The organism is Escherichia sp. KCJ4928 (genome assembly GCF_004352695.1).
Classification (GTDB): Bacteria; Pseudomonadota; Gammaproteobacteria; order Enterobacterales; family Enterobacteriaceae; genus ECMA0423.
Genome location: NZ_SJWV01000027.1, coordinates 14828 through 34969, shown reverse-complemented (window position 1 = coordinate 34969; position 20142 = coordinate 14828). Strand labels below are relative to the sequence as shown.

Genomic DNA, 20142 nt, shown 5'->3' with positions numbered 1-20142 from the left:
GTTTATAATTGGTTGATCCTACTTTCATTATGATTTGCTCATATTTGGTAGAACATGTAACCATGGATTCACATATGCCATATACTTTGACCATGAGGGATGCTTGCGTGGCGTTTCATGGTGAACAGGAGATTTTTCAATGATTAAACGCGTATTGGTTGTTTCAATGGTAGGTCTGTCTCTTGTCGGTTGTGTTAATAACGACACCCTGTCAGGGGATGTTTATACCGCTTCTGAAGCGAAACAAGTACAGAATGTCAGCTATGGCACCATCGTTAACGTACGTCCGGTACAGATTCAGGGCGGTGATGATTCCAACGTTATCGGTGCAATTGGCGGTGCTGTTCTTGGTGGTTTCCTGGGGAATACTGTTGGTGGCGGAACCGGGCGTTCTCTGGCTACTGCAGCAGGCGCTGTTGCAGGTGGCGTAGCTGGTCAGGGCGTACAGAGTGCAATGAACAAAACGCAGGGTGTCGAGCTGGAAATTCGTAAAGACGATGGTAATACCATCATGGTGGTACAGAAACAAGGCAACACTCGTTTCTCTCCGGGCCAACGTGTCGTACTGGCCAGCAATGGCAGTCAGGTGACCGTTTCTCCGCGCTAAATAAGTTTGCGTGTGGTCAGGTTACTGACCACACGCCCCCTTCATTTCACCCTTTGGCCTGTAACTCAATGATATTATGCTCAAGTTTTGCGATGAGCGTAATCAGTTGCTCCAGTTCCTCTGCGGAGATGCCATGTAATATTTCCGCGCGGGTTTTGTTAATAACAGCTTCCATTTCGCTGATCAGTGGCTCTGCCTTTTCCGTCAGTTTAATACGTTTAGCCCGACGATCGCTGGCACAAGTTTGACGCGAAATTAACCCTTTTTCTTCCAGTTGGTCCAGAGTACGGACCAGTGATGGCTGCTCGATGCCAATCGCTTTTGCCAGTTGAATTTGCGACTGGTCTGGAGGTAACTGATGGATATTGTGTAACGTAACCCAATGGGTTTGTGTTAACTCCAGCGGTTTCAGGCGATGGTCTATCAGAGCACGCCATATGCGCACCAACCGTGCCAGATCAGAACCTAGTGGCGATTCCAATTTCATCTCCTTATAATTAGCTTGCTAAGATATTATGCGGCTTTTAGAATAGTGTGCAGCAATTGTATTGCTAAAACAAATGTATTGCTGCATTTGGTTACCGTCAGACATATTTTTCAGAAATTGCGCGTAAATTTTTCGCACTTAAAGAATATTTATTAATCTAACGCAATATATTCGGTCGTAAAGGAATCTACTTTGTGAAGTTTATGCTCAATGCAACAGGATTGCCCTTACAAGATCTGGTGTTCGGTGCGTCCGTCTATTTTCCTCCGTTTTTCAAAGCCTTCGCGTTTGGATTCGTCATCTGGCTTGTCGTACACCGCCTGCTTCGTGGCTGGATCTACGCCGGTGACATCTGGCATCCCTTGTTAATGGATTTATCGCTGTTTGCGATTTGCGTTTGCCTTGCTCTGGCAATACTGATTGCGTGGTAACTATGTCAATTAAAACAATTAAGTATTTCTCAACAATCATTGTAGCGATAGTTGCGGTTCTTGCCGGATGGTGGCTGTGGAATTATTACATGCAATCTCCGTGGACACGCGACGGGAAAATACGCGCAGAAAAGGTTTCTATCACCCCACAGGTGTCGGGACGTATTGTTGAGCTGAATATAAAAGACAACCAACTGGTTAACGCGGGGGATCTTCTGCTCACGATCGATAAAACGCCCTTTCAGATCGCCGAGCTGAACGCACAGGCTCAGCTGGCGAAAGCGCAATCTGACCTCGCAAAAGCCAATAACGAAGCGAATCGTCGTCGTCATCTCTCACAAAATTTTATTTCTGCCGAAGAACTCGATACCGCTAACCTCAATGTTAAAGCGATGCAGGCCAGTGTTAATGCCGCACAGGCCACGCTGAAACAGACACAATGGCAACTGGCGCAAACGGAAATTCGCGCCCCGGTGAGTGGTTGGGTGACTAACCTCACTACCCGCATCGGCGATTACGCTGACACCGGGAAACCGCTGTTTGCCCTTGTCGACAGCCACTCGTTTTACGTCATTGGTTATTTTGAAGAAACCAAGTTGCGCCATATCCGCGAAGGTGCACCAGCACAAATTACCCTCTATAGTGATAACAAAACGTTACGGGGTCACGTTTCCAGTATCGGTCGGGCGATTTATGATCAAAGCGTTGAAAGTGACTCAAGCCTTATTCCGGATGTGAAACCTAACGTCCCCTGGGTTCGTCTCGCCCAACGCGTTCCCGTCCGCTTTGCGCTGGATAAAGTTCCAGGCGATGTCACGCTGGTGTCGGGCACCACCTGTAGCATTGCCGTAGGTCAATAATGAACGCATCGTCATGGTCCTTGCGCAATTTGCCCTGGTTCAAGGCCACGCTGGCGCAATGGCGTTATGCGTTACGCAATACCATTGCCATGTGTCTGGCGCTGACGGTTGCCTATTATTTGAATCTGGATGAACCCTATTGGGCGATGACCTCGGCTGCAGTGGTTAGCTTTCCCACCGTTGGCGGTGTCATCAGCAAAAGCCTCGGACGCATCGCTGGCAGTTTACTGGGAGCCATTGCGGCACTGCTTCTTGCCGGGCATACGCTCAATGAGCCGTGGTTTTTTCTATTGAGCATGTCGGCGTGGCTTGGCTTTTGTACCTGGGCCTGTGCGCACTTCACGAATAACGTCGCGTATGCATTTCAACTGGCGGGCTACACGGCTGCCATCATCGCCTTTCCGATGGTTAATATTACTGAGGCCAGCCAGCTGTGGGATATCGCTCAGGCGCGCGTTTGCGAGGTGATAGTCGGTATTTTGTGCGGCGGCATGATGATGATGATCCTGCCTAGCAGTTCCGATGCTACAGCCCTTTTAACCGCATTGAAAAACATGCACGCCCGATTACTGGAACATGCCAGTTTACTCTGGCAGCCTGAAACAAACGATGCCATTCGTGCAGCACATGAGGGGGTGATTGGGCAGATACTGACCATGAATTTGCTGCGTATCCAGGCTTTCTGGAGCCACTATCGTTTTCGCCAGCAAAACGCGCGCCTTAATGCGCTACTCCACCAGCAATTACGTATGACCAGTGTCATCTCCAGCCTGCGACGTATGTTGCTCAACTGGCCCTCACCGCCAGGTGCCACGCGAGAAATTCTCGAACAATTGCTGACGGCGCTCGCCAGTTCGCAAACAGATGCTTACACCGTCGCACGTATTATCGCCCCGCTACGCCCGACCAACGTCGCCGACTACCGGCACGTCGCCTTCTGGCAGCGACTACGTTATTTTTGCCGCCTTTATCTGCAAAGTAGTCAGGAATTACATCGTCTGCAAAGCGGTGTAGATGATCATGCCAGACTCGCACGGACATCCGCTCTGGCTCGTCATACCGACAACGCCGAAGCTATGTGGAGCGGGCTGCGTACATTTTGTACGTTGATGATGATTGGCGCATGGAGTATTGCATCGCAATGGGATGCCGGTGCCAATGCATTAACGCTGGCAGCAATTAGCTGCGTACTCTACTCCGCCGTCGCAGCACCGTTTAAGTCGTTGTCACTGCTGATGCGCACGCTGGTGTTACTTTCGCTATTCAGCTTTGTGGTCAAATTTGGCCTGATGGTCCAGATTAGCGATCTGTGGCAATTTTTACTGTTTCTCTTTCCACTGCTGGCGACAATGCAGCTTCTTAAATTGCAGATGCCCAAATTTGCCGCACTGTGGGGGCAACTGATTGTTTTTATGGGTTCGTTTATCGCTGTCACTAATCCCCCGGTGTATGATTTTGCTGATTTTCTTAACGATAATCTGGCAAAAATCGTTGGCGTTGCGCTGGCTTGGCTAGCGTTCGCCATTCTGCGTCCAGGATCGGATGCTCGTAAAAGCCGCCGCCATATTCGCGCGCTGCGCCGGGATTTTGTCGATCAGCTAAGCCGCCATCCAACACTGAGTGAAAGCGAATTTGAATCGCTCACTTATCATCACGTCAGTCAGTTGAGTAACAGCCAGGATGCGCTGGCTCGCCGTTGGTTATTACGCTGGGGTGTAGTGCTGCTGAACTGTTCTCATGTTGTCTGGCAATTGCGCGACTGGGAATCGCGTTCCGATCCGTTATCGCGAGTACGGGATAACTGTATTTCACTGTTGCGGGGAGTGATGAGTGAGCGTGGCGTTCAGCAAAAATCACTGGCGGCCACACTTGAAGAATTACAGCGGATTTGCGACAGCCTTGCCCGTCATCATCAACCTGCCGCCCGTGAGCTGGCGGCAATTGTCTGGCGGCTGTACTGCTCGCTTTCGCAACTTGAGCAAGCACCACCGCAAGGTACGCTGGCCTCTTAATTACTTAATTACACCACAGGCATAGCGTTCACCGCCACCGCCCAGCGGTTTAGGTTGATCGGACATATTATCGCCGCCAACGTGGACCATCAGCGCTTTGTCTTTGATTTCATCCAGTGATTTCAGACGAGGCGCGATGACGGCATCGGTAGCTTTGCCGTCATTATTGACGACCAGTGCAGGCAGATCGCCTAAATGCCCGGCACCTTCTGGCCCTTCATGTTTACCGGTATTTTGTGGATCAAGATGCCCGCCTGCGGATTCCGCGGCGCTGGCTTTGCCATCTTTGGTGGCTGGCTGGCAGCTTCCTTTGGCATGAATATGGAAGCCATGTTCACCGGGGGGTAATGCTTTCAGATCGGGCGAAAACTCCAGACCTTTATCGGTTTCAGTAATGGTGACGCTACCAATTGACTGCCCTACCCCTTGCGACGTGACGAGGTTCATCTCGACTTTTTCACTGGCAGCTTGTGCGCCGGTTGCAACAACCAGCGCCAGAATAGCCAGACTAAAACGTTTCATAGGACCTCCGTTCATTGTGCATTCCTGAATAAGTGTAAACCAGTGACACATTTTTGAACGGCGGCTATTCCTAAAAGTGCTTACGGTACGTCGTACCCCAGTGCCGCTTTACGGATACGAAACCATTGTTGACGGGTCATTTTCAGTGTTTCTGCTTCGACAGCTGCCCGTACGCGCTCAATTTTACCTGAACCGATAATTGGCAGCGGCTGCGATGGTAAACGTAATACCCAGGCGTAAACCACCTGTTCAATCGAGCCCGCGTTTAACTCCTCTGCCACCACAGCCAGTTCATCACGCAGCTGCTGGAAATAATCATCATTAAACAGACGACCACCACCAAGGCAGGACCACGCCATCGGACGAACACGCAGTTGTTGTAGTTGGTCGAGCGTGCCATCCAGCAGTAACGGCTGATGCACCGGGGATATTTCCACCTGATTAGTGGCAAGGGTAAACGGCAGACGTGATTGCAACAGGGCAAATTGCGCAGGCGTAAAGTTCGATACGCCAAAATGACGCACTTTGCCGCTCTGATGCAGATGTTTGAACGCGTCCGCCACTTCATCGGCATCCATTAACGGGTCTGGTCGGTGGATTAACAGCAGATCCAGATGATCGGTCGCGAGATTAATTAGCGACTGTTCGGCGCTCTTAATGATGTGATCGCGGTCAGTGATGTAATGACCAATGACGTTTTCTTCACGCGCGGTCGTCGCGATACCGCATTTACTGACGATTTCCATCCGTTCACGCAGGTGAGGTGCCAGTTTCAGTGCCTCGCCAAACGCCGCTTCGCACTGATAGCCACCATAAATATCAGCATGGTCCACGGTGGTCACGCCGAGATCCAGATGCTCTTCAATAAAACTGACCAGCTGGCGGGCGGACATATTCCAGTCCATCAATCGCCAGTAGCCCATAACAAAACGGGAAAACTCCGGGCCTTGCGGCGCAATAGTAATACGCTGAACCATAATCGCTTCCTCTTATCAGATATGAGAGGAGTATACGCAAGATTAGGTTCAAAAGAGTGATGGTTGCTCCGGTTCGTCTGATGACGCTGGCTTATTTGCGCGTAATTTGCGCATTAATCGCTGCCGACAAAGGCGCAGCACCTCTTGTTTTTCGCCATCGCTCATTTTATTCCAGTTAAAACGCTCATCACGACTACGAAAACAGCCGCGACAAAACCCGCGTTCGTCAGACTGGCAAATTCCCCGGCACGGGCTCTGGACGGGAAAGAACTCTAATTGCTCCGCCACTTCGCCCTCCTCAGATAAGATTATTACCATTATTGAAGCTGTTAATGTCCAAAGTAGCAACTTTGCTTGCACTAGACCGACTGGTCTACTACACTCCAACGCATGAACAAACACACCGAACATGATACTCGCGAACATCTCCTGGCGACGGGCGAGCAACTTTGCCTGCAACGTGGATTCACCGGGATGGGGCTAAGCGAATTACTAAAAACCGCTGAAGTGCCGAAAGGGTCCTTCTATCACTACTTTCGCTCTAAAGAAGCGTTTGGCGTTGCCATGCTTGAGCGTCATTACGCCGCATATCACCAGCGACTGACTGAGTTGCTGCAATCCGGCGAAGGTAACTACCGCGACCGCATACTGGCTTATTACCAGCAAACACTGAACCAGTTTTGCCAACATGGAACCATCAGTGGTTGCCTGACAGTAAAACTCTCTGCCGAAGTGTGCGATCTGTCAGAAGATATGCGCAGCGCGATGGATAAAGGTGCTCGCGGCGTGATCGCCCTGCTCTCTCAGGCGCTGGAAAATGGCCGTGAGAACCATTGTTTAACCTTTTGTGGCGAACCGCTACAACAGGCACAAGTGCTTTACGCACTATGGCTGGGTGCGAATCTGCAGGCCAAAATTTCGCGCAGTTTCGAGCCACTGGAAAACGCGCTGGCCCATGTAAAAAACATTATTGCGACGCCTGCCGTTTAGCAGGCATTTTTTATCACCAGACGACCGGGAGCCTTTATGTCATCTGAAAAACTGTATTCCCCACTGAAAGTGGGCGCGATCACGGCGGCAAACCGTATTTTTATGGCACCGCTGACGCGTCTGCGCAGTATTGAACCGGGTGACATTCCTACCCCGTTGATGGCGGAATACTATCGCCAACGTGCCAGTGCCGGTTTGATTATTAGTGAAGCCACGCAAATTTCTGCCCAGGCAAAAGGATATGCAGGTGCGCCTGGCATCCATAGTCCGGAGCAAATTGCCGCATGGAAAAAAATCACCGCTGGCGTTCATGCTGAAAATGGTCATATGGCCGTGCAGCTGTGGCACACCGGACGCATTTCTCACGCCAGCCTGCAACCTGGCGGTCAGGCACCGGTAGCGCCTTCAGCACTTAGCGCGGGAACACGTACTTCTCTGCGCGATGAAAATGGTCAGGCGATCCGTGTTGAAACATCCATGCCGCGTGCGCTTGAACTGGAAGAGATTCCAGGTATCGTCAATGATTTCCGTCAGGCCATTGCTAACGCGCGTGAAGCCGGTTTTGATCTGGTAGAGCTCCACTCTGCTCACGGTTATTTGCTGCATCAGTTCCTTTCTCCTTCTTCAAACCATCGTACCGATCAGTACGGCGGCAGCGTGGAAAATCGCGCACGTCTGGTACTGGAAGTGGTCGATGCCGGGATTGAAGAATGGGGTGCCGATCGCATTGGCATTCGCGTTTCGCCAATCGGTACTTTCCAGAACACGGATAACGGCGCGAAGGAAGAAACCGATGCACTGTATCTGATTGAACAACTGGGTAAACGCGGCATTGCTTATCTGCATATGTCAGAACCAGATTGGGCGGGGGGTGAACCGTATACTGATGCGTTCCGCGAAAAAGTACGCGCCCGTTTCCACGGTCCGATTATCGGCGCAGGTGCATACACAGTAGAAAAAGCTGAAACGCTGATCGGCAAAGGGTTAATTGATGCGGTGGCATTTGGTCGTGACTGGATTGCGAACCCGGATCTGGTCGCCCGCTTGCAGCGCAAAGCTGAGCTTAACCCACAGCGTGCCGAAAGTTTCTACGGTGGCGGCGCGGAAGGCTATACCGATTACCCGACGTTGTAATCCAACATTGCGAGCGGCGTAAAGCCGCCGCTATACTAAAACAACATTTTGAATCTGTTAGCCATTTTGAGGATAAAAAGATGCGTCTTCTTCATACCATGCTGCGCGTTGGCGATCTGCAACGCTCCATCGATTTTTATACCAAAGTGCTGGGCATGAAACTGCTGCGTACCAGCGAAAACCCGGAATACAAATACTCACTGGCGTTTGTTGGCTACGGCCCGGAAACCGAAGAAGCGGTGATTGAACTGACCTACAACTGGGGCGTGGATAAATACGAACTCGGCACTGCTTATGGTCACATCGCGCTTAGCGTAGATAACGCCGCTGAAGCGTGCGAAAAAATCCGTCAAAACGGGGGTAACGTGACCCGTGAAGCGGGTCCGGTAAAAGGCGGTACTACGGTTATCGCGTTTGTGGAAGATCCGGACGGTTACAAAATTGAGTTAATCGAAGAGAAAGACGCCGGTCGCGGTCTGGGCAACTAATCTCCTGCCGGGCGTGAACTCATCGCGCCCGCATCTTTACTGCATCGACAAGTAATATTTGTCATAATGCGCGCTGCAATTTATACGTATTAAGAGAATCAGATGTCCGATAACGCTCAACTTACCGGTCTGTGCGACCGTTTTCGTGGTTTTTATCCTGTTGTGATCGATGTTGAAACAGCCGGATTTAACGCCAAAACCGATGCGCTGCTTGAGATTGCCGCCATCACCCTGAAAATGGATGAACAAGGCTGGCTGATGCCGGACACCACATTACATTTCCACGTCGAACCATTTGTCGGCGCAAATTTGCAGCCAGAGGCCCTCGCCTTCAACGGCATTGACCCGAACGATCCCGATCGCGGCGCGGTCAGCGAATACGAGGCGCTGCACGAAATTTTTAAAGTTGTACGTAAAGGTATTAAAGCGAGCGGCTGTAACCGCGCCATTATGGTGGCGCACAATGCCAATTTTGATCACAGCTTTATGATGGCCGCCGCAGAACGCGCCTCACTGAAACGTAACCCGTTCCACCCTTTCGCCACTTTTGACACTGCTGCACTGGCCGGGCTGGCACTCGGACAAACCGTATTGTCAAAGGCTTGCCAGACCGCTGGCATGGACTTCGACAGCACCCAGGCGCACTCCGCGCTGTACGACACCGAACGCACTGCTGTGCTGTTTTGTGAAATCGTCAACCGCTGGAAACGTCTGGGAGGCTGGCCGCTACCTGCCGCCGAAGAGGTGTAATCGAGTCGATGCCTGATGACATGCAATGATTCAGGCATCTATAGTGAGGCTATTCCACGCATCAAGCATGATATTCACGGGGAATAGCGTTAATGGCAGATAATCCAGACCCTTCATCGCTCCTGCCGGACGTGTTTTCACCGGCGACCCGCGACTGGTTTCTTCGCGCCTTTAAACAGCCGACCGCTGTCCAGTCGCAAACCTGGCATGTGGCGGCGCGAAGCGAACATGCGCTGGTGATTGCACCGACCGGCTCCGGGAAAACGCTGGCAGCATTTCTCTACGCCCTCGATCGGCTCTTCCGCGAAGGCGGCGAAGATACCCGCGAGGCGCATAAGCGTAAAACCTCACGCATCCTCTATATTTCACCGATAAAAGCTCTGGGCACCGACGTTCAGCGCAACTTGCAGCTCCCGTTGAAGGGTATTGCCGATGAACGGCGGCGGCGCGGCGAAACGGAAGTCAATCTTCGCGTAGGGATCCGTACTGGCGATACGCCTGCACAGGAACGCAGCAAACTCACCCGTAATCCGCCGGATATTCTGATCACCACACCCGAATCACTCTATCTGATGCTGACCTCCCGCGCGCGCGAAACGCTACTCGGCGTCGAAACGGTAATTATTGATGAAGTCCACGCGGTAGCGGGCAGTAAACGTGGTGCGCATCTGGCGTTAAGTCTGGAGCGGCTCGATGCGCTGCTCCACACCTCAGCACAGCGAATTGGCCTTTCTGCCACTGTGCGCTCAGCCAGCGATGTGGCAGCATTTCTTGGTGGCGATCGCCCGGTTACGGTAGTCAACCCGCCCGCAATGCGCCATCCGCAGATACGAATTGTCGTACCGGTCGCCAATATGGATGATGTCTCATCGGTCGCCAGCGGCACCGGCGAAGACAGCCATGCCGGCCGGGAAGGCTCCATCTGGCCATATATTGAAACGGGTATCCTTGATGAAGTGTTGCGCCATCGCTCGACCATTGTCTTTACTAATTCACGTGGGCTGGCGGAAAAACTGACGGCACGATTAAATGAGCTTTACGCCGCACGCTTACAGCGTTCCCCGTCTATCGCCGTTGATGCGGCCCATTTCGAGTCGACCTCCGGCGCAACCTCTAACCGTGTACAAAGTAGCGACGTTTTTATTGCCCGCTCACACCACGGCTCCGTCTCTAAAGAACAACGAGCAATCACCGAACAGGCGCTGAAATCGGGTGAATTACGCTGCGTGGTCGCAACCTCCAGTCTTGAACTGGGGATTGATATGGGCGCGGTGGATCTGGTGATTCAGGTGGCAACGCCGCTTTCTGTTGCCAGTGGGTTACAACGCATTGGTCGCGCCGGACATCAGGTTGGCGGTGTATCTAAAGGGCTGTTTTTCCCCCGTACCCGGCGTGATTTAGTCGATTCCGCAGTCATTGTAGAGTGTATGTTCGCAGGCAGGCTGGAAAACCTGACACCGCCGCATAATCCACTCGACGTCCTTGCGCAGCAAACCGTTGCCGCCGCGGCGATGGAGGCATTACAAGTAGACGAATGGTACTCCCGCGTACGCCGTGCCGCACCGTGGAAAGATCTGCCAAGACGTGTTTTTGACGCCACGCTGGATATGCTTTCCGGGCGCTATCCCTCTGGCGATTTTTCTGCTTTTCGCCCCAAACTGGTCTGGAACAGGGAGACCGGGATATTGACCGCCCGACCTGGCGCTCAATTGTTGGCGGTTACCAGCGGCGGCACCATTCCGGATCGTGGCATGTATAGCGTGTTATTACCCGAAGGTGAAGAACAGGCCGGTTCGCGGCGGGTGGGTGAACTGGATGAGGAGATGGTATATGAGTCGCGGGTGAACGACATTATCACTCTCGGCGCTACCTCATGGCGGATCCAGCAAATCACCCGCGATCAGGTGATTGTGACTCCTGCTCCGGGTCGTTCTGCCCGGCTCCCCTTCTGGCGTGGTGAAGGTAACGGACGTCCGGCTGAATTAGGCGAGATGATCGGCGATTTTCTTCATTTGCTGGCGGATGGCGCGTTCTTTTCCGGGACTATTCCCCCGTGGCTGGCAGAAGAAAATACGATCGCCAATATTCAGGGGTTGATTGACGAGCAACGCAACGCGACGGGCATCGTTCCGGGGAGTCGCCATCTGGTCCTCGAACGGTGCCGTGATGAAATTGGCGACTGGCGTATTATTTTGCACTCTCCCTATGGAAGACGGGTGCATGAACCCTGGGCGCTGGCGATTGCCGGGCGAATACATGCCCTATGGGGCGCTGACGCGTCTGTGGTCGCCAGTGATGACGGCATTGTTGCGCGCATTCCTGACACTGATGGTAAATTGCCCGACGCCGCGATTTTTTTGTTTGAACCAGAAAAGTTGCTGCAAATTGTCCGCGAGGCGGTAGGCAGCTCGGCACTTTTCGCCGCCCGTTTTCGCGAATGCGCCGCGCGGGCATTATTAATGCCGGGGCGCACTCCGGGCCATCGCACCCCGCTTTGGCAACAACGGCTGCGCGCCAGTCAGTTGCTGGAAATCGCTCAGGGATATCCGGATTTTCCGGTCATTCTCGAAACCCTACGCGAATGTCTGCAAGATGTTTATGATCTTCCCGCACTGGAACGTTTGATGCGTCGCCTGAACGGTGGCGAAATTCAAATATCCGATGTAACGACCACTACGCCCTCGCCTTTCGCCACAAGTTTATTGTTCGGCTATGTCGCGGAATTTATGTACCAGAGCGACGCCCCGCTGGCAGAGCGCCGGGCATCCGTACTGTCGCTGGACAGCGAGTTACTGCGCAATCTACTCGGACAGGTCGATCCGGGGGAATTACTCGACCCGCAGGTCATTCGCCAGGTGGAAGAAGAGTTGCAACGACTGGCTCCTGGCAGAAGAGCGAAAGATGAAGAAGGATTGTTCGACCTGCTGCGCGAACTGGGGCCAATGACCGTTGAAGACCTGGCGCAACGGCATACAGGCAGCAGTGAAGAGGTTGCGTCGTATCTGGAAAATCTTCTTGCAGTAAAACGAATCTTCCCAGCGATGATTAGCGGACAGGAGCGTCTTGCCTGTATGGATGATGCCGCCAGGCTGCGTGATGCCCTCGGCGTACGACTACCAGAGTCATTGCCAGAGATTTATTTACATAGAGTCAGTTACCCGCTTCGCGATCTCTTTCTGCGCTATCTCCGGGCTCATGCTCTGGTCACGGCTGAACAACTGGCTCATGAGTTTAGTCTCGGTATTGCCATTGTCGAAGAGCAGCTTCAGCAACTGCGTGAACAGGGTCTGGTGATGAATCTGCAACAAGACATCTGGGTGAGCGATGAAGTATTTCGTCGTCTGCGTTTGCGCTCGCTGCAAGCCGCCAGAGAAGCGACGCGTCCCGTTGCAGCCACGACCTATGCGCGATTGCTGCTGGAACGTCAGGGCGTATTACCCGCCACCGATGGTAGCCCGGCGCTCTTTGCCTCAACATCGCCAGGCGTTTATGAGGGCGTAGATGGCGTGATGCGGGTGATCGAACAGCTTGCCGGAGTCGGTTTACCCGCCTCACTCTGGGAAAGCCAGATCCTGCCTGCCCGCGTACGCGACTATTCGTCAGAAATGCTCGATGAATTACTGGCAACCGGTGCGGTTATCTGGTCGGGGCAAAAAAAACTGGGTGAAGATGACGGCCTGGTGGCACTGCATCTACAGGAATATGCTGCAGAATCGTTCACTCCCGCCGAAGCGGATCAGGCGAATCGTTCGGCGCTGCAACAAGCGATAGTCGCTGTTCTGGCTGACGGAGGAGCCTGGTTTGCACAACAAATCAGCCAACGGATACGCGACAAAATCGGCGAATCGGTTGATCTCTCTGCCCTGCAAGAGGCGTTATGGGCGCTGGTCTGGCAAGGCGTCATCACCAGCGACATTTGGGCACCGTTACGCGCCCTCACCCGCAGCAGTTCCAACGCACGCACCTCAACTCGCCGCAGTCACCGGGCTCGTCGTGGACGTCCTGTCTATGCGCAACCCGTCTCGCCGCTGGTATCTTACAACACACCAAATCTGGCTGGACGCTGGTCGTTATTGCAGGTGGAGCCACTAAACGATACCGAAAGGATGCTGGCGCTGGCGGAAAATATGCTCGACCGCTACGGCATCATCAGTCGTCAGGCGGTGATAGCCGAAAATATCCCTGGCGGGTTTCCATCGATGCAAACGCTTTGTCGAAGTATGGAAGACTCCGGGCGAATTATGCGAGGTCGTTTTGTAGAAGGTCTGGGTGGCGCGCAATTCGCTGAACGTCTGACTATTGACCGATTGCGCGATCTGGCGACACAAGCCACGCAAACGCGCCACTATACACCAGTGGCGCTCTCTGCCAACGATCCGGCTAATGTGTGGGGAAATCTTCTGCCCTGGCCTGCACATCCGGCAACGCTGGTTCCAACGCGTCGGGCGGGTGCGCTGGTGGTCGTTTCTGGCGGCAAATTGTTACTCTATCTGGCGCAAGGTGGCAAAAAAATGCTGGTCTGGCAGGAAAAAGAGGAATTACTCGCCCCAGAGGTTTTCCACGCGCTGACTACCGCACTGCGTCGCGAACCACGGCTGCGCTTTACGCTAACAGAAGTGAATGATCTACCGGTCCGGCAAACGCCGATGTTTACGCTGCTGCGTGAGGCGGGATTTTCAAGTTCGCCACAAGGGCTGGATTGGGGATAGAGAAAGGACTGACGGATGCCCGTTCGCATCCGTCAGTATTGCAGGACGGATTATTCCGCGTCCGGCTCTTCAGACTTGTATTTAGCGGCAGTTTCTTTGATCAGCTGCTGCAGTTCGCCACGCTGATACATTTCGATCACGATATCACAACCGCCGACCAGCTCGCCGTCAACCCACAGTTGCGGGAAGGTCGGCCAGTTAGCATATTTCGGCAGTTCCGCACGAATGTCCGGATTCTGCAGAATATCAACATAGGCAAAACGTTCGCCACATGCGGCAAGCGCCTGGACTGCCTGGGCAGAGAAACCGCAGCTCGGCAGTTTCGGTGAACCTTTCATGTACAGCAGGATCGGGTTTTCAGCAATCTGGCGTTGGATTTTTTCGATAGTGGTGCTCATTGTCTTGCTTCCTCAAACTTCTTTACGGCAGTAATCTGACATTGTAGCGGGTCAGTGCGGCATCGGAAAATAACATTTTCATCACGCTTTTGCTATTTTATCCCTTTGCTCTATTTGTTGCATTTCAAATATTCGTTTCTTCTCTGATGCGCGGCAAACTGGCGTATTTATAACCATTTTTAGCTTTCACTGCTGCATTTTTTTGCGCTCGCCAACGAAACGTATTTTTTAACAATAAAAGCTATTAACTTTCTCTTCTTCTATGCATTAGAATCATCAAGTTTTGTAAATCAGACGCAGGCATGATAGACCTGCCTTAACAGAGGGACGCTCAGTGGCGCGGATAAACCGTATTTCGATCACGCTCTGTGCTTTACTTTTTACCACCCTGCCTTTAACGCCTATGGCCCATGCTTCAAAGCAAGCCAGGGAGAGTTCTGCTACCACTCATATCACCAAAAAAGCAGATAAAAAGAAAAGCACGGCAACCACCAAAAAGACCCAGAAAACAGCGAAAAAAGCCGCCAGTAAAAGTACGACCAAAAGCAAAACCGCTTCTTCCGTTAAAAAATCTTCCATTACCGCTTCTAAAAACGCCAAAACTCGCAGCAAACACGCCGTCAATAAAACGGCCTCAGCCAGCTTTACCGAAAAGTGTACCAAACGTAAGGGCTATAAATCGCATTGTGTGAAAGTCAAAAATGCCGCGTCAGGAACTCTTGCCGACGCGCACAAAGCGAAGGTGCAAAAAGCTACGAAAGTGGCAATGAATAAACTGATGCAGCAAATTGGTAAGCCATATCGTTGGGGTGGCAGCTCACCGCGTACCGGTTTTGATTGCAGCGGCCTGGTTTATTACGCTTATAAAGATTTGGTGAAAATTCGTATTCCGCGTACGGCGAATGAAATGTATCACCTGCGTGATGCAGCGCCAATCGAACGTAGTGAACTGAAAAACGGCGACCTGGTCTTTTTCCGTACTCAGGGACGCGGCACAGCCGATCATGTCGGCGTGTATGTCGGCAACGGCAAATTTATTCAGTCACCGCGCACAGGTCAGGAAATTCAAATCACTTCTCTCAGTGAAGACTACTGGCAGCGCCACTATGTTGGCGCTCGTCGGGTAATGACCCCAAAAACACTTCGCTAAAACTTTACCCTGTTGTTACGGCAACAGGGTAAGTTCATCTTTTGTCTCACCTTTTAATTTGCTACCCTATCCATACGCACAATAAGGCTATTGTACGTATGCAAATTAATAATAAAGGAGAGTAGCAATGTCATTCGAATTACCTGCACTACCATATGCTAAAGATGCTCTGGCACCGCACATTTCTGCGGAAACTATCGAGTATCACTACGGCAAGCATCATCAGACTTATGTCACTAACCTGAACAACCTGATTAAAGGTACCGCGTTTGAAGGTAAATCACTGGAAGAGATTATTCGCAGCTCTGAAGGTGGCGTATTCAACAACGCAGCTCAGGTCTGGAACCATACTTTCTACTGGAACTGCCTGGCACCGAACGCCGGTGGCGAACCGACTGGAAAAGTCGCTGAAGCTATCGCCGCATCTTTTGGCAGCTTTGCCGATTTCAAAGCGCAGTTTACTGATGCAGCGATCAAAAACTTTGGTTCTGGCTGGACCTGGCTGGTGAAAAACAGCGATGGCAAACTGGCTATCGTTTCAACCTCTAACGCGGGTACTCCGCTGACCACCGATGCGACTCCGCTGCTGACCGTTGATGTCTGGGAACACGCTTATTACATCGACTATCGCAATGCACGTCCTGGCTATCTGGAGCACTTCTGGGCGCTGGTGAACTGGGAATTCGTAGCGAAAAATCTCGCTGCATAATAACTGATGGCAAATGCAGCATTGCCTGATGCGCTTCGCTTACCATGCCAACGCGGATGAGGCGTTAACAGCGCATTCGGCAAGATAAATCGCACGTTGTCAGCAACTGTAACGCAGAAGGTTATCCTTCTGCGTTTTTGTTTAATTAGCTGTTAGCAACGCAAACTGTTTCAGGTTGTTTTCTGGCTGACATAAACACCAGCAATAATGCCAGTCCCGCGACAATCGCTCCCATCACCGGCACAAAGCTGTATCCCAGCCCAGCGGAAATTACCGCACCACCAGCAGCTGCTCCCAGCGCATTTCCAAGATTAAAGGCACCAATATTGACTGATGAAGACAGACCTGGCGCTTCACTGGCGACACGCATCACGCGCATCTGTAACGGCGGTACGACCGCAAAGGTTGCTGCGCCCCACACCACCATGCTAATAGCTGCGCCGAACTCATTGCGGGCCAGGAACGGGATTGCCAGCATAATCACCATCAACAACAACAAAAAGCCTTTCAACGTGCCGTTAACTGAACGATCTGCCAGTTTGCCGCCGAGATAGTTACCGATAGAGAATCCGACACCAATCAGCACCAGCATTGCCGTAACGAACACCGGTGTTGCGTGGGCAATACTTTGCAGTACCGGAGAGATATAGGTGTAGAGGGTAAACATTGCACCAGCTCCCAGTACCGTCGTCAGCAATGCAGACAGCACCTGCGGACGCATTAATACCGCCAGCTCTTTTTTCACTTCAGGTCGTGCCCCTGCACCACCTTTAGGTAATGAGAAGAACAGACTTACCATTGAAATCACTCCCAGCCCCGCCGTTGCCAGAAATGACATCCGCCAGCCGATGGTTTCACCCAACCAGGTCGCCGCCGGCACGCCACCGATATTTGCCAGGGTTAACCCCATAAACATAGTGGCAACTGCGCTGGCCTGTTTATGTTTTGGCACCACGCTTGCGGCCACGACTGAACCCAAACCAAAAAATGCTCCGTGATTCAGGCTGGTCAAAATGCGTGAAAGCATCAGGGTCATATAATCCGGCGCGATGGCGGAAAGTACGTTGCCGAGCGTGAAAATTGCCATCAGGAAAATCAACGCACTGCGGCGGGCACGATGAGAAAGTAGAAGCGTCATCAGCGGCGCGCCAACCATTACGCCAACTGCATAGGCACTGATTAACATTCCGGCAGCGGGAATCGAGACATCCACACCGCGCGCAATGACGGGCAACAAGCCCATTGGCGAGAACTCCGTTGTCCCGATACCAAACGCGCCAATCGCCAGCGCCAGCAACGGATAGTTAATTTTCATGCCTTATCTCCACCTCTTCGCGTCATTACGCGATATTCATTAAAGTGGCGAAAGCATGACAGCAATCACAAAAAAATGAAAATAACAAAAAGAGAAAACACTTTTGCCATTTTGCTAACAAACAGGAAGGAGATGCGAGGGAGAACGCGCTCCCTCGAGAGGAAATCAGTGCAGCGCGGCAGTCAAACCCACGGCCACGATCAAACCGAGGACGATAATCGTTGTTACCAGTGAAAATTTAAGGTCGGTGCTCATCAAGTTTTCTCCTTTTTTATTACCACACAAATAGTGATATTACGCATTTTTACACACTGTGATGAAAAAATCTCCCGTCATTTATAATGATAAGTGTTTTTACCACTTCCCCTTTTCGTCAAGATCGGCCAAAATTCCACGCTTACACTATTTGCGTACTGGCCATTGACCCCTTCCTGACGCTCCGTGTCGTTTTTCCGGCGTACCGCAACACTTTTGTTGTGCGTAAGGTGTGTAAAGGCAAACGTTTACCTTGCGATTTTGCAGGAGCTGAAGTTAGGGTCTGGAGTGAAATGGAATGGCAACAATAAAAGATGTAGCGAAACGAGCAAACGTTTCCACTACAACTGTGTCACACGTAATCAACAAAACACGTTTCGTCGCTGAAGAAACGCGCAACGCCGTGTGGGCAGCGATTAAAGAATTACACTACTCCCCTAGCGCGGTGGCGCGTAGCCTGAAGGTTAACCACACCAAGTCTATCGGTTTGCTGGCGACCAGCAGCGAAGCGGCCTATTTTGCCGAGATCATTGAAGCGGTTGAAAAAAATTGCTTCCAGAAAGGTTACACCCTGATTCTGGGTAATGCGTGGAACAATCTTGAGAAACAGCGGGCTTATCTGTCGATGATGGCGCAAAAACGCGTCGATGGTCTGCTGGTGATGTGTTCTGAGTACCCAGAGCCGTTGCTGGCGATGCTGGAAGAGTATCGCCATATCCCAATGGTGGTGATGGACTGGGGTGAAGCAAAAGCTGACTTCACCGATGCGGTCATTGATAACGCGTTCGAAGGCGGCTACATGGCCGGGCGTTATCTGATTGAACGCGGTCACCGCGAAATCGGCGTCATCCCCGGCCCGCTGGAACGTAACACCGGCGCAGGCCGCCTTGCCGGTTTTATGAAGGCGATGGAAGAAGCGATGATCAAGGTGCCGGAAAGCTGGATTGTTCAGGGTGACTTTGAACCCGAATCTGGTTATCGCGCCATGCAGCAAATACTGTCGCAGCCGCATCGCCCTACTGCCGTCTTCTGTGGTGGCGATATCATGGCAATGGGCGCACTTTGTGCTGCTGATGAAATGGGTCTGCGCGTCCCGCAGGATGTTTCGCTGATCGGTTATGATAACGTGCGCAACGCCCGCTATTTTACGCCGGCGCTGACCACGATCCACCAGCCAAAAGATTCGCTGGGTGAAACAGCGTTCAACATGCTGTTGGATCGTATCGTCAACAAACGTGAAGAACCGCAGTCCATTGAAGTGCATCCGCGCTTGATTGAACGCCGCTCCGTGGCTGACGGCCCGTTCCGCGACTATCGTCGTTAATCACCCGTTGCGGGAGTCTCTTCCGGCTCCCGCAGCCACTCCTTATTCAGCGTCTCACTATCGCCGAGATACTCAAGCAGCCAGGTTAACGCAGGCGACATATCATTTTGCTGCCATGTCAGACAACATGCCGAATCCGGGAAGGGGTTTTCCAATTCAAGTGCTACCCACTTCCCCTCATTAAGCCACGGTTTGGCGAAATGTGTTGGCACCATCCCTATGCATAATCCTGCCGAGATACAGGTTGCCGATGATTCCCAGTCAGGCACGACAACTCTTTTTTGGTTATCCAGCAACCAGGTAATACGTTTAGGTAGCGTTCGCGAGGTGTCTTCGCGCACCAACGACGGCCAGTTGCGCAACGTATCATCGCTGAATGGGCCATCCATCAACGCCAGCGGGTGGTGGCTGGCAACAACGCAACTCCAGCTTAGCATCCCCATATCCCGGAAGGCATAACGACCGCCTACCGGAATCGCGCGTGTTGCGCCAATCGCCAGTTCCACGCGCCCGTCGGAAAGCGCATCCCAGACACCGTTGAACACTTCCTGAAAGACAAGAAGTTCGACATCATCAAAATGGCGATAAAAATCAACGATCATCTGCCGTGTACGTTCTGGCCTGACAATATTATCCACTGCGATAGCTAACTGACCGCGCCAGCCGTTCGCTATCTGCTGACATTGCTGGCGGGTGATCTGCATTTTTTTGACAACAGAGCGCCCTTCTTTGAGAAACCACGCTCCAGCAGCGGTCAGCTCCACATCACGGTGCCGTCGTTCAAAGAGCGGCACCGCCAGCCACTCTTCCAGCTGACGCACGGTATAGCTGACCGCAGAAGGAACGCGATGCAGCTCCTGTGCCGCAGCGCTAAAACTACCATTACGCGCTACCGCATCAACAACTTCGAGTGAATATTCTGACCACATAGTCTGCCTGCAAAATTTTTGAAACCAGTCATCAAATATTACCGTTTCACAACACTAATTTCACTCCCTACACTTTGCGGCGGTGTTTAATTGAG

At 52.1% G+C, this 20142-nt stretch carries 20 protein-coding genes; 12 read left to right on the top strand and 8 right to left on the bottom strand.

What is annotated here, in order from left to right:
• Positions 1–139: 139 nt before the first annotated feature.
• Complete coding sequence (gene slyB, locus E0D98_RS06670) at positions 140–607, top strand: outer membrane lipoprotein SlyB (RefSeq protein WP_000597196.1); 468 nt, start codon at positions 140–142, stop codon at positions 605–607.
• Between the two features lie 46 nt (positions 608–653).
• Here the strand turns inward: slyB and slyA are convergent, their stop codons facing one another.
• The gene (gene slyA, locus E0D98_RS06665; protein WP_001296943.1) at positions 654–1088 is read right to left on the bottom strand and encodes a transcriptional regulator SlyA; all 435 of its coding nucleotides are present in this window, start codon (positions 1086–1088) and stop codon (positions 654–656) included.
• A gap of 200 nt (positions 1089–1288) precedes the next feature.
• On the opposite strand from slyA, the gene E0D98_RS06660 reads away from it, so the two are divergent.
• Genes E0D98_RS06660 through E0D98_RS06650 form a run of 3 tightly spaced genes read left to right on the top strand, consistent with a single transcriptional unit; the run spans position 1289 to position 4397 of the window.
• Positions 1289–1525 (top strand): DUF1656 domain-containing protein, encoded by a 237-nt coding sequence (locus E0D98_RS06660; RefSeq protein ID WP_000670998.1) that lies wholly within the window; start codon positions 1289–1291, stop codon positions 1523–1525.
• A 2-nt stretch (positions 1526–1527) separates the two neighbouring features.
• Positions 1528–2385: an HlyD family secretion protein gene (locus E0D98_RS06655; RefSeq protein WP_001296942.1), complete on the top strand. Its 858-nt coding sequence runs from the start codon at positions 1528–1530 to the stop codon at positions 2383–2385.
• A complete protein-coding gene (locus E0D98_RS06650; protein WP_000994280.1) occupies positions 2385–4397 on the top strand; it encodes an FUSC family protein in 2013 nt (670 codons plus the stop codon). The genes E0D98_RS06655 and E0D98_RS06650 overlap by 1 nt, the downstream gene beginning before the upstream one ends.
• Here the strand turns inward: E0D98_RS06650 and sodC are convergent, their stop codons facing one another.
• The 3 genes from sodC to E0D98_RS06635 all read right to left on the bottom strand — a co-directional run bounded on the left by sodC (position 4398) and on the right by E0D98_RS06635 (position 6184).
• The gene (sodC, locus tag E0D98_RS06645; protein WP_001296937.1) at positions 4398–4919 is read right to left on the bottom strand and encodes a superoxide dismutase [Cu-Zn] SodC; all 522 of its coding nucleotides are present in this window, start codon (positions 4917–4919) and stop codon (positions 4398–4400) included.
• Positions 4920–4999: 80 nt separating this feature from the next.
• The gene (locus tag E0D98_RS06640) at positions 5000–5896 is read right to left on the bottom strand and encodes an aldo/keto reductase family oxidoreductase (protein WP_000250661.1); all 897 of its coding nucleotides are present in this window, start codon (positions 5894–5896) and stop codon (positions 5000–5002) included.
• Positions 5897–5944: 48 nt separating this feature from the next.
• Positions 5945–6184: a DUF1289 domain-containing protein gene (locus E0D98_RS06635; RefSeq protein ID WP_000840481.1), complete on the bottom strand. Its 240-nt coding sequence runs from the start codon at positions 6182–6184 to the stop codon at positions 5945–5947.
• Between the two features lie 102 nt (positions 6185–6286).
• Here E0D98_RS06635 and nemR point away from each other — a divergent pair, with 102 nt between their 5' ends.
• The 5 genes from nemR (at position 6287) to E0D98_RS06610 (ending at position 13967) form a co-directional block, all read left to right on the top strand.
• Positions 6287–6886 carry a DNA-binding transcriptional regulator NemR gene (gene nemR / locus E0D98_RS06630; RefSeq protein ID WP_001032936.1) on the top strand — a complete coding sequence of 200 codons (600 nt, stop codon included), beginning with the start codon at positions 6287–6289 and terminating at the stop codon, positions 6884–6886.
• A 36-nt stretch (positions 6887–6922) separates the two neighbouring features.
• Positions 6923–8020, top strand: coding sequence for an N-ethylmaleimide reductase (gene nemA, locus E0D98_RS06625; protein ID WP_050877027.1), 1098 nt, complete (start codon positions 6923–6925; stop codon positions 8018–8020).
• An 80-nt stretch (positions 8021–8100) separates the two neighbouring features.
• Positions 8101–8508, top strand: a complete 408-nt coding sequence (gene gloA, locus E0D98_RS06620; RefSeq protein WP_001237796.1) for a lactoylglutathione lyase — start codon at positions 8101–8103, stop codon at positions 8506–8508.
• A gap of 102 nt (positions 8509–8610) precedes the next feature.
• Entirely contained in the window at positions 8611–9258 is a 648-nt protein-coding gene (gene rnt, locus E0D98_RS06615) for a ribonuclease T (protein WP_001282281.1), read from the top strand.
• A gap of 92 nt (positions 9259–9350) precedes the next feature.
• The gene (locus tag E0D98_RS06610; RefSeq protein ID WP_050877026.1) at positions 9351–13967 is read left to right on the top strand and encodes an ATP-dependent helicase; all 4617 of its coding nucleotides are present in this window, start codon (positions 9351–9353) and stop codon (positions 13965–13967) included.
• Between the two features lie 50 nt (positions 13968–14017).
• Here the strand turns inward: E0D98_RS06610 and grxD are convergent, their stop codons facing one another.
• Positions 14018–14365, bottom strand: coding sequence for a monothiol glutaredoxin 4 (grxD, locus tag E0D98_RS06605; RefSeq protein ID WP_000108172.1), 348 nt, complete (start codon positions 14363–14365; stop codon positions 14018–14020).
• A gap of 334 nt (positions 14366–14699) precedes the next feature.
• Between grxD and mepH the strand changes: the two genes are divergently transcribed.
• Both mepH and sodB read left to right on the top strand, forming a co-directional pair.
• Complete coding sequence (gene mepH / locus E0D98_RS06600; RefSeq protein ID WP_000101193.1) at positions 14700–15515, top strand: peptidoglycan DD-endopeptidase MepH; 816 nt, start codon at positions 14700–14702, stop codon at positions 15513–15515.
• 127 nt (positions 15516–15642) lie between these two features.
• Positions 15643–16224, top strand: a complete 582-nt coding sequence (sodB, locus tag E0D98_RS06595; protein WP_000007283.1) for a superoxide dismutase [Fe] — start codon at positions 15643–15645, stop codon at positions 16222–16224.
• Between the two features lie 145 nt (positions 16225–16369).
• Here sodB and E0D98_RS06590 read toward each other — a convergent pair whose 3' ends face one another.
• Both E0D98_RS06590 and cydH read right to left on the bottom strand, forming a co-directional pair.
• Positions 16370–17539 carry an MFS transporter gene (locus E0D98_RS06590; RefSeq protein WP_000701031.1) on the bottom strand — a complete coding sequence of 390 codons (1170 nt, stop codon included), beginning with the start codon at positions 17537–17539 and terminating at the stop codon, positions 16370–16372.
• A 165-nt stretch (positions 17540–17704) separates the two neighbouring features.
• On the bottom strand, positions 17705–17794 hold the full coding sequence (cydH, locus tag E0D98_RS06585; RefSeq protein ID WP_000102278.1) for a cytochrome bd-I accessory subunit CydH: 90 nt from the start codon (positions 17792–17794) through the stop codon (positions 17705–17707).
• Between the two features lie 298 nt (positions 17795–18092).
• On the opposite strand from cydH, the gene purR reads away from it, so the two are divergent.
• Positions 18093–19118 (top strand): HTH-type transcriptional repressor PurR, encoded by a 1026-nt coding sequence (purR, locus tag E0D98_RS06580; RefSeq protein ID WP_000190982.1) that lies wholly within the window; start codon positions 18093–18095, stop codon positions 19116–19118.
• Here purR and punR read toward each other — a convergent pair.
• On the bottom strand, positions 19115–20047 hold the full coding sequence (gene punR, locus E0D98_RS06575; RefSeq protein WP_000269501.1) for a DNA-binding transcriptional activator PunR: 933 nt from the start codon (positions 20045–20047) through the stop codon (positions 19115–19117). The two genes, purR and punR, sit on opposite strands and share 4 nt — an antisense overlap.
• Positions 20048–20142: the final 95 nt, after the last annotated feature.

Coding starts and splice junctions, on each gene's coding strand:
- E0D98_RS06640 (WP_000250661.1), bottom strand. CDS start 5,896: ATGGTTCAGCGTATTACTATTGCGCCGCAAGGCCCGGAGTTTTCCCGT.
- sodB (WP_000007283.1), top strand. CDS start 15,643: ATGTCATTCGAATTACCTGCACTACCATATGCTAAAGATGCTCTGGCA.
- E0D98_RS06610 (WP_050877026.1), top strand. CDS start 9,351: ATGGCAGATAATCCAGACCCTTCATCGCTCCTGCCGGACGTGTTTTCA.
- E0D98_RS06650 (WP_000994280.1), top strand. CDS start 2,385: ATGAACGCATCGTCATGGTCCTTGCGCAATTTGCCCTGGTTCAAGGCC.
- slyB (WP_000597196.1), top strand. CDS start 140: ATGATTAAACGCGTATTGGTTGTTTCAATGGTAGGTCTGTCTCTTGTC.
- nemA (WP_050877027.1), top strand. CDS start 6,923: ATGTCATCTGAAAAACTGTATTCCCCACTGAAAGTGGGCGCGATCACG.
- sodC (WP_001296937.1), bottom strand. CDS start 4,919: ATGAAACGTTTTAGTCTGGCTATTCTGGCGCTGGTTGTTGCAACCGGC.
- E0D98_RS06590 (WP_000701031.1), bottom strand. CDS start 17,539: ATGAAAATTAACTATCCGTTGCTGGCGCTGGCGATTGGCGCGTTTGGT.
- purR (WP_000190982.1), top strand. CDS start 18,093: ATGGCAACAATAAAAGATGTAGCGAAACGAGCAAACGTTTCCACTACA.
- cydH (WP_000102278.1), bottom strand. CDS start 17,794: ATGAGCACCGACCTTAAATTTTCACTGGTAACAACGATTATCGTCCTC.
- grxD (WP_000108172.1), bottom strand. CDS start 14,365: ATGAGCACCACTATCGAAAAAATCCAACGCCAGATTGCTGAAAACCCG.
- E0D98_RS06655 (WP_001296942.1), top strand. CDS start 1,528: ATGTCAATTAAAACAATTAAGTATTTCTCAACAATCATTGTAGCGATA.
- gloA (WP_001237796.1), top strand. CDS start 8,101: ATGCGTCTTCTTCATACCATGCTGCGCGTTGGCGATCTGCAACGCTCC.
- rnt (WP_001282281.1), top strand. CDS start 8,611: ATGTCCGATAACGCTCAACTTACCGGTCTGTGCGACCGTTTTCGTGGT.
- nemR (WP_001032936.1), top strand. CDS start 6,287: ATGAACAAACACACCGAACATGATACTCGCGAACATCTCCTGGCGACG.
- punR (WP_000269501.1), bottom strand. CDS start 20,047: ATGTGGTCAGAATATTCACTCGAAGTTGTTGATGCGGTAGCGCGTAAT.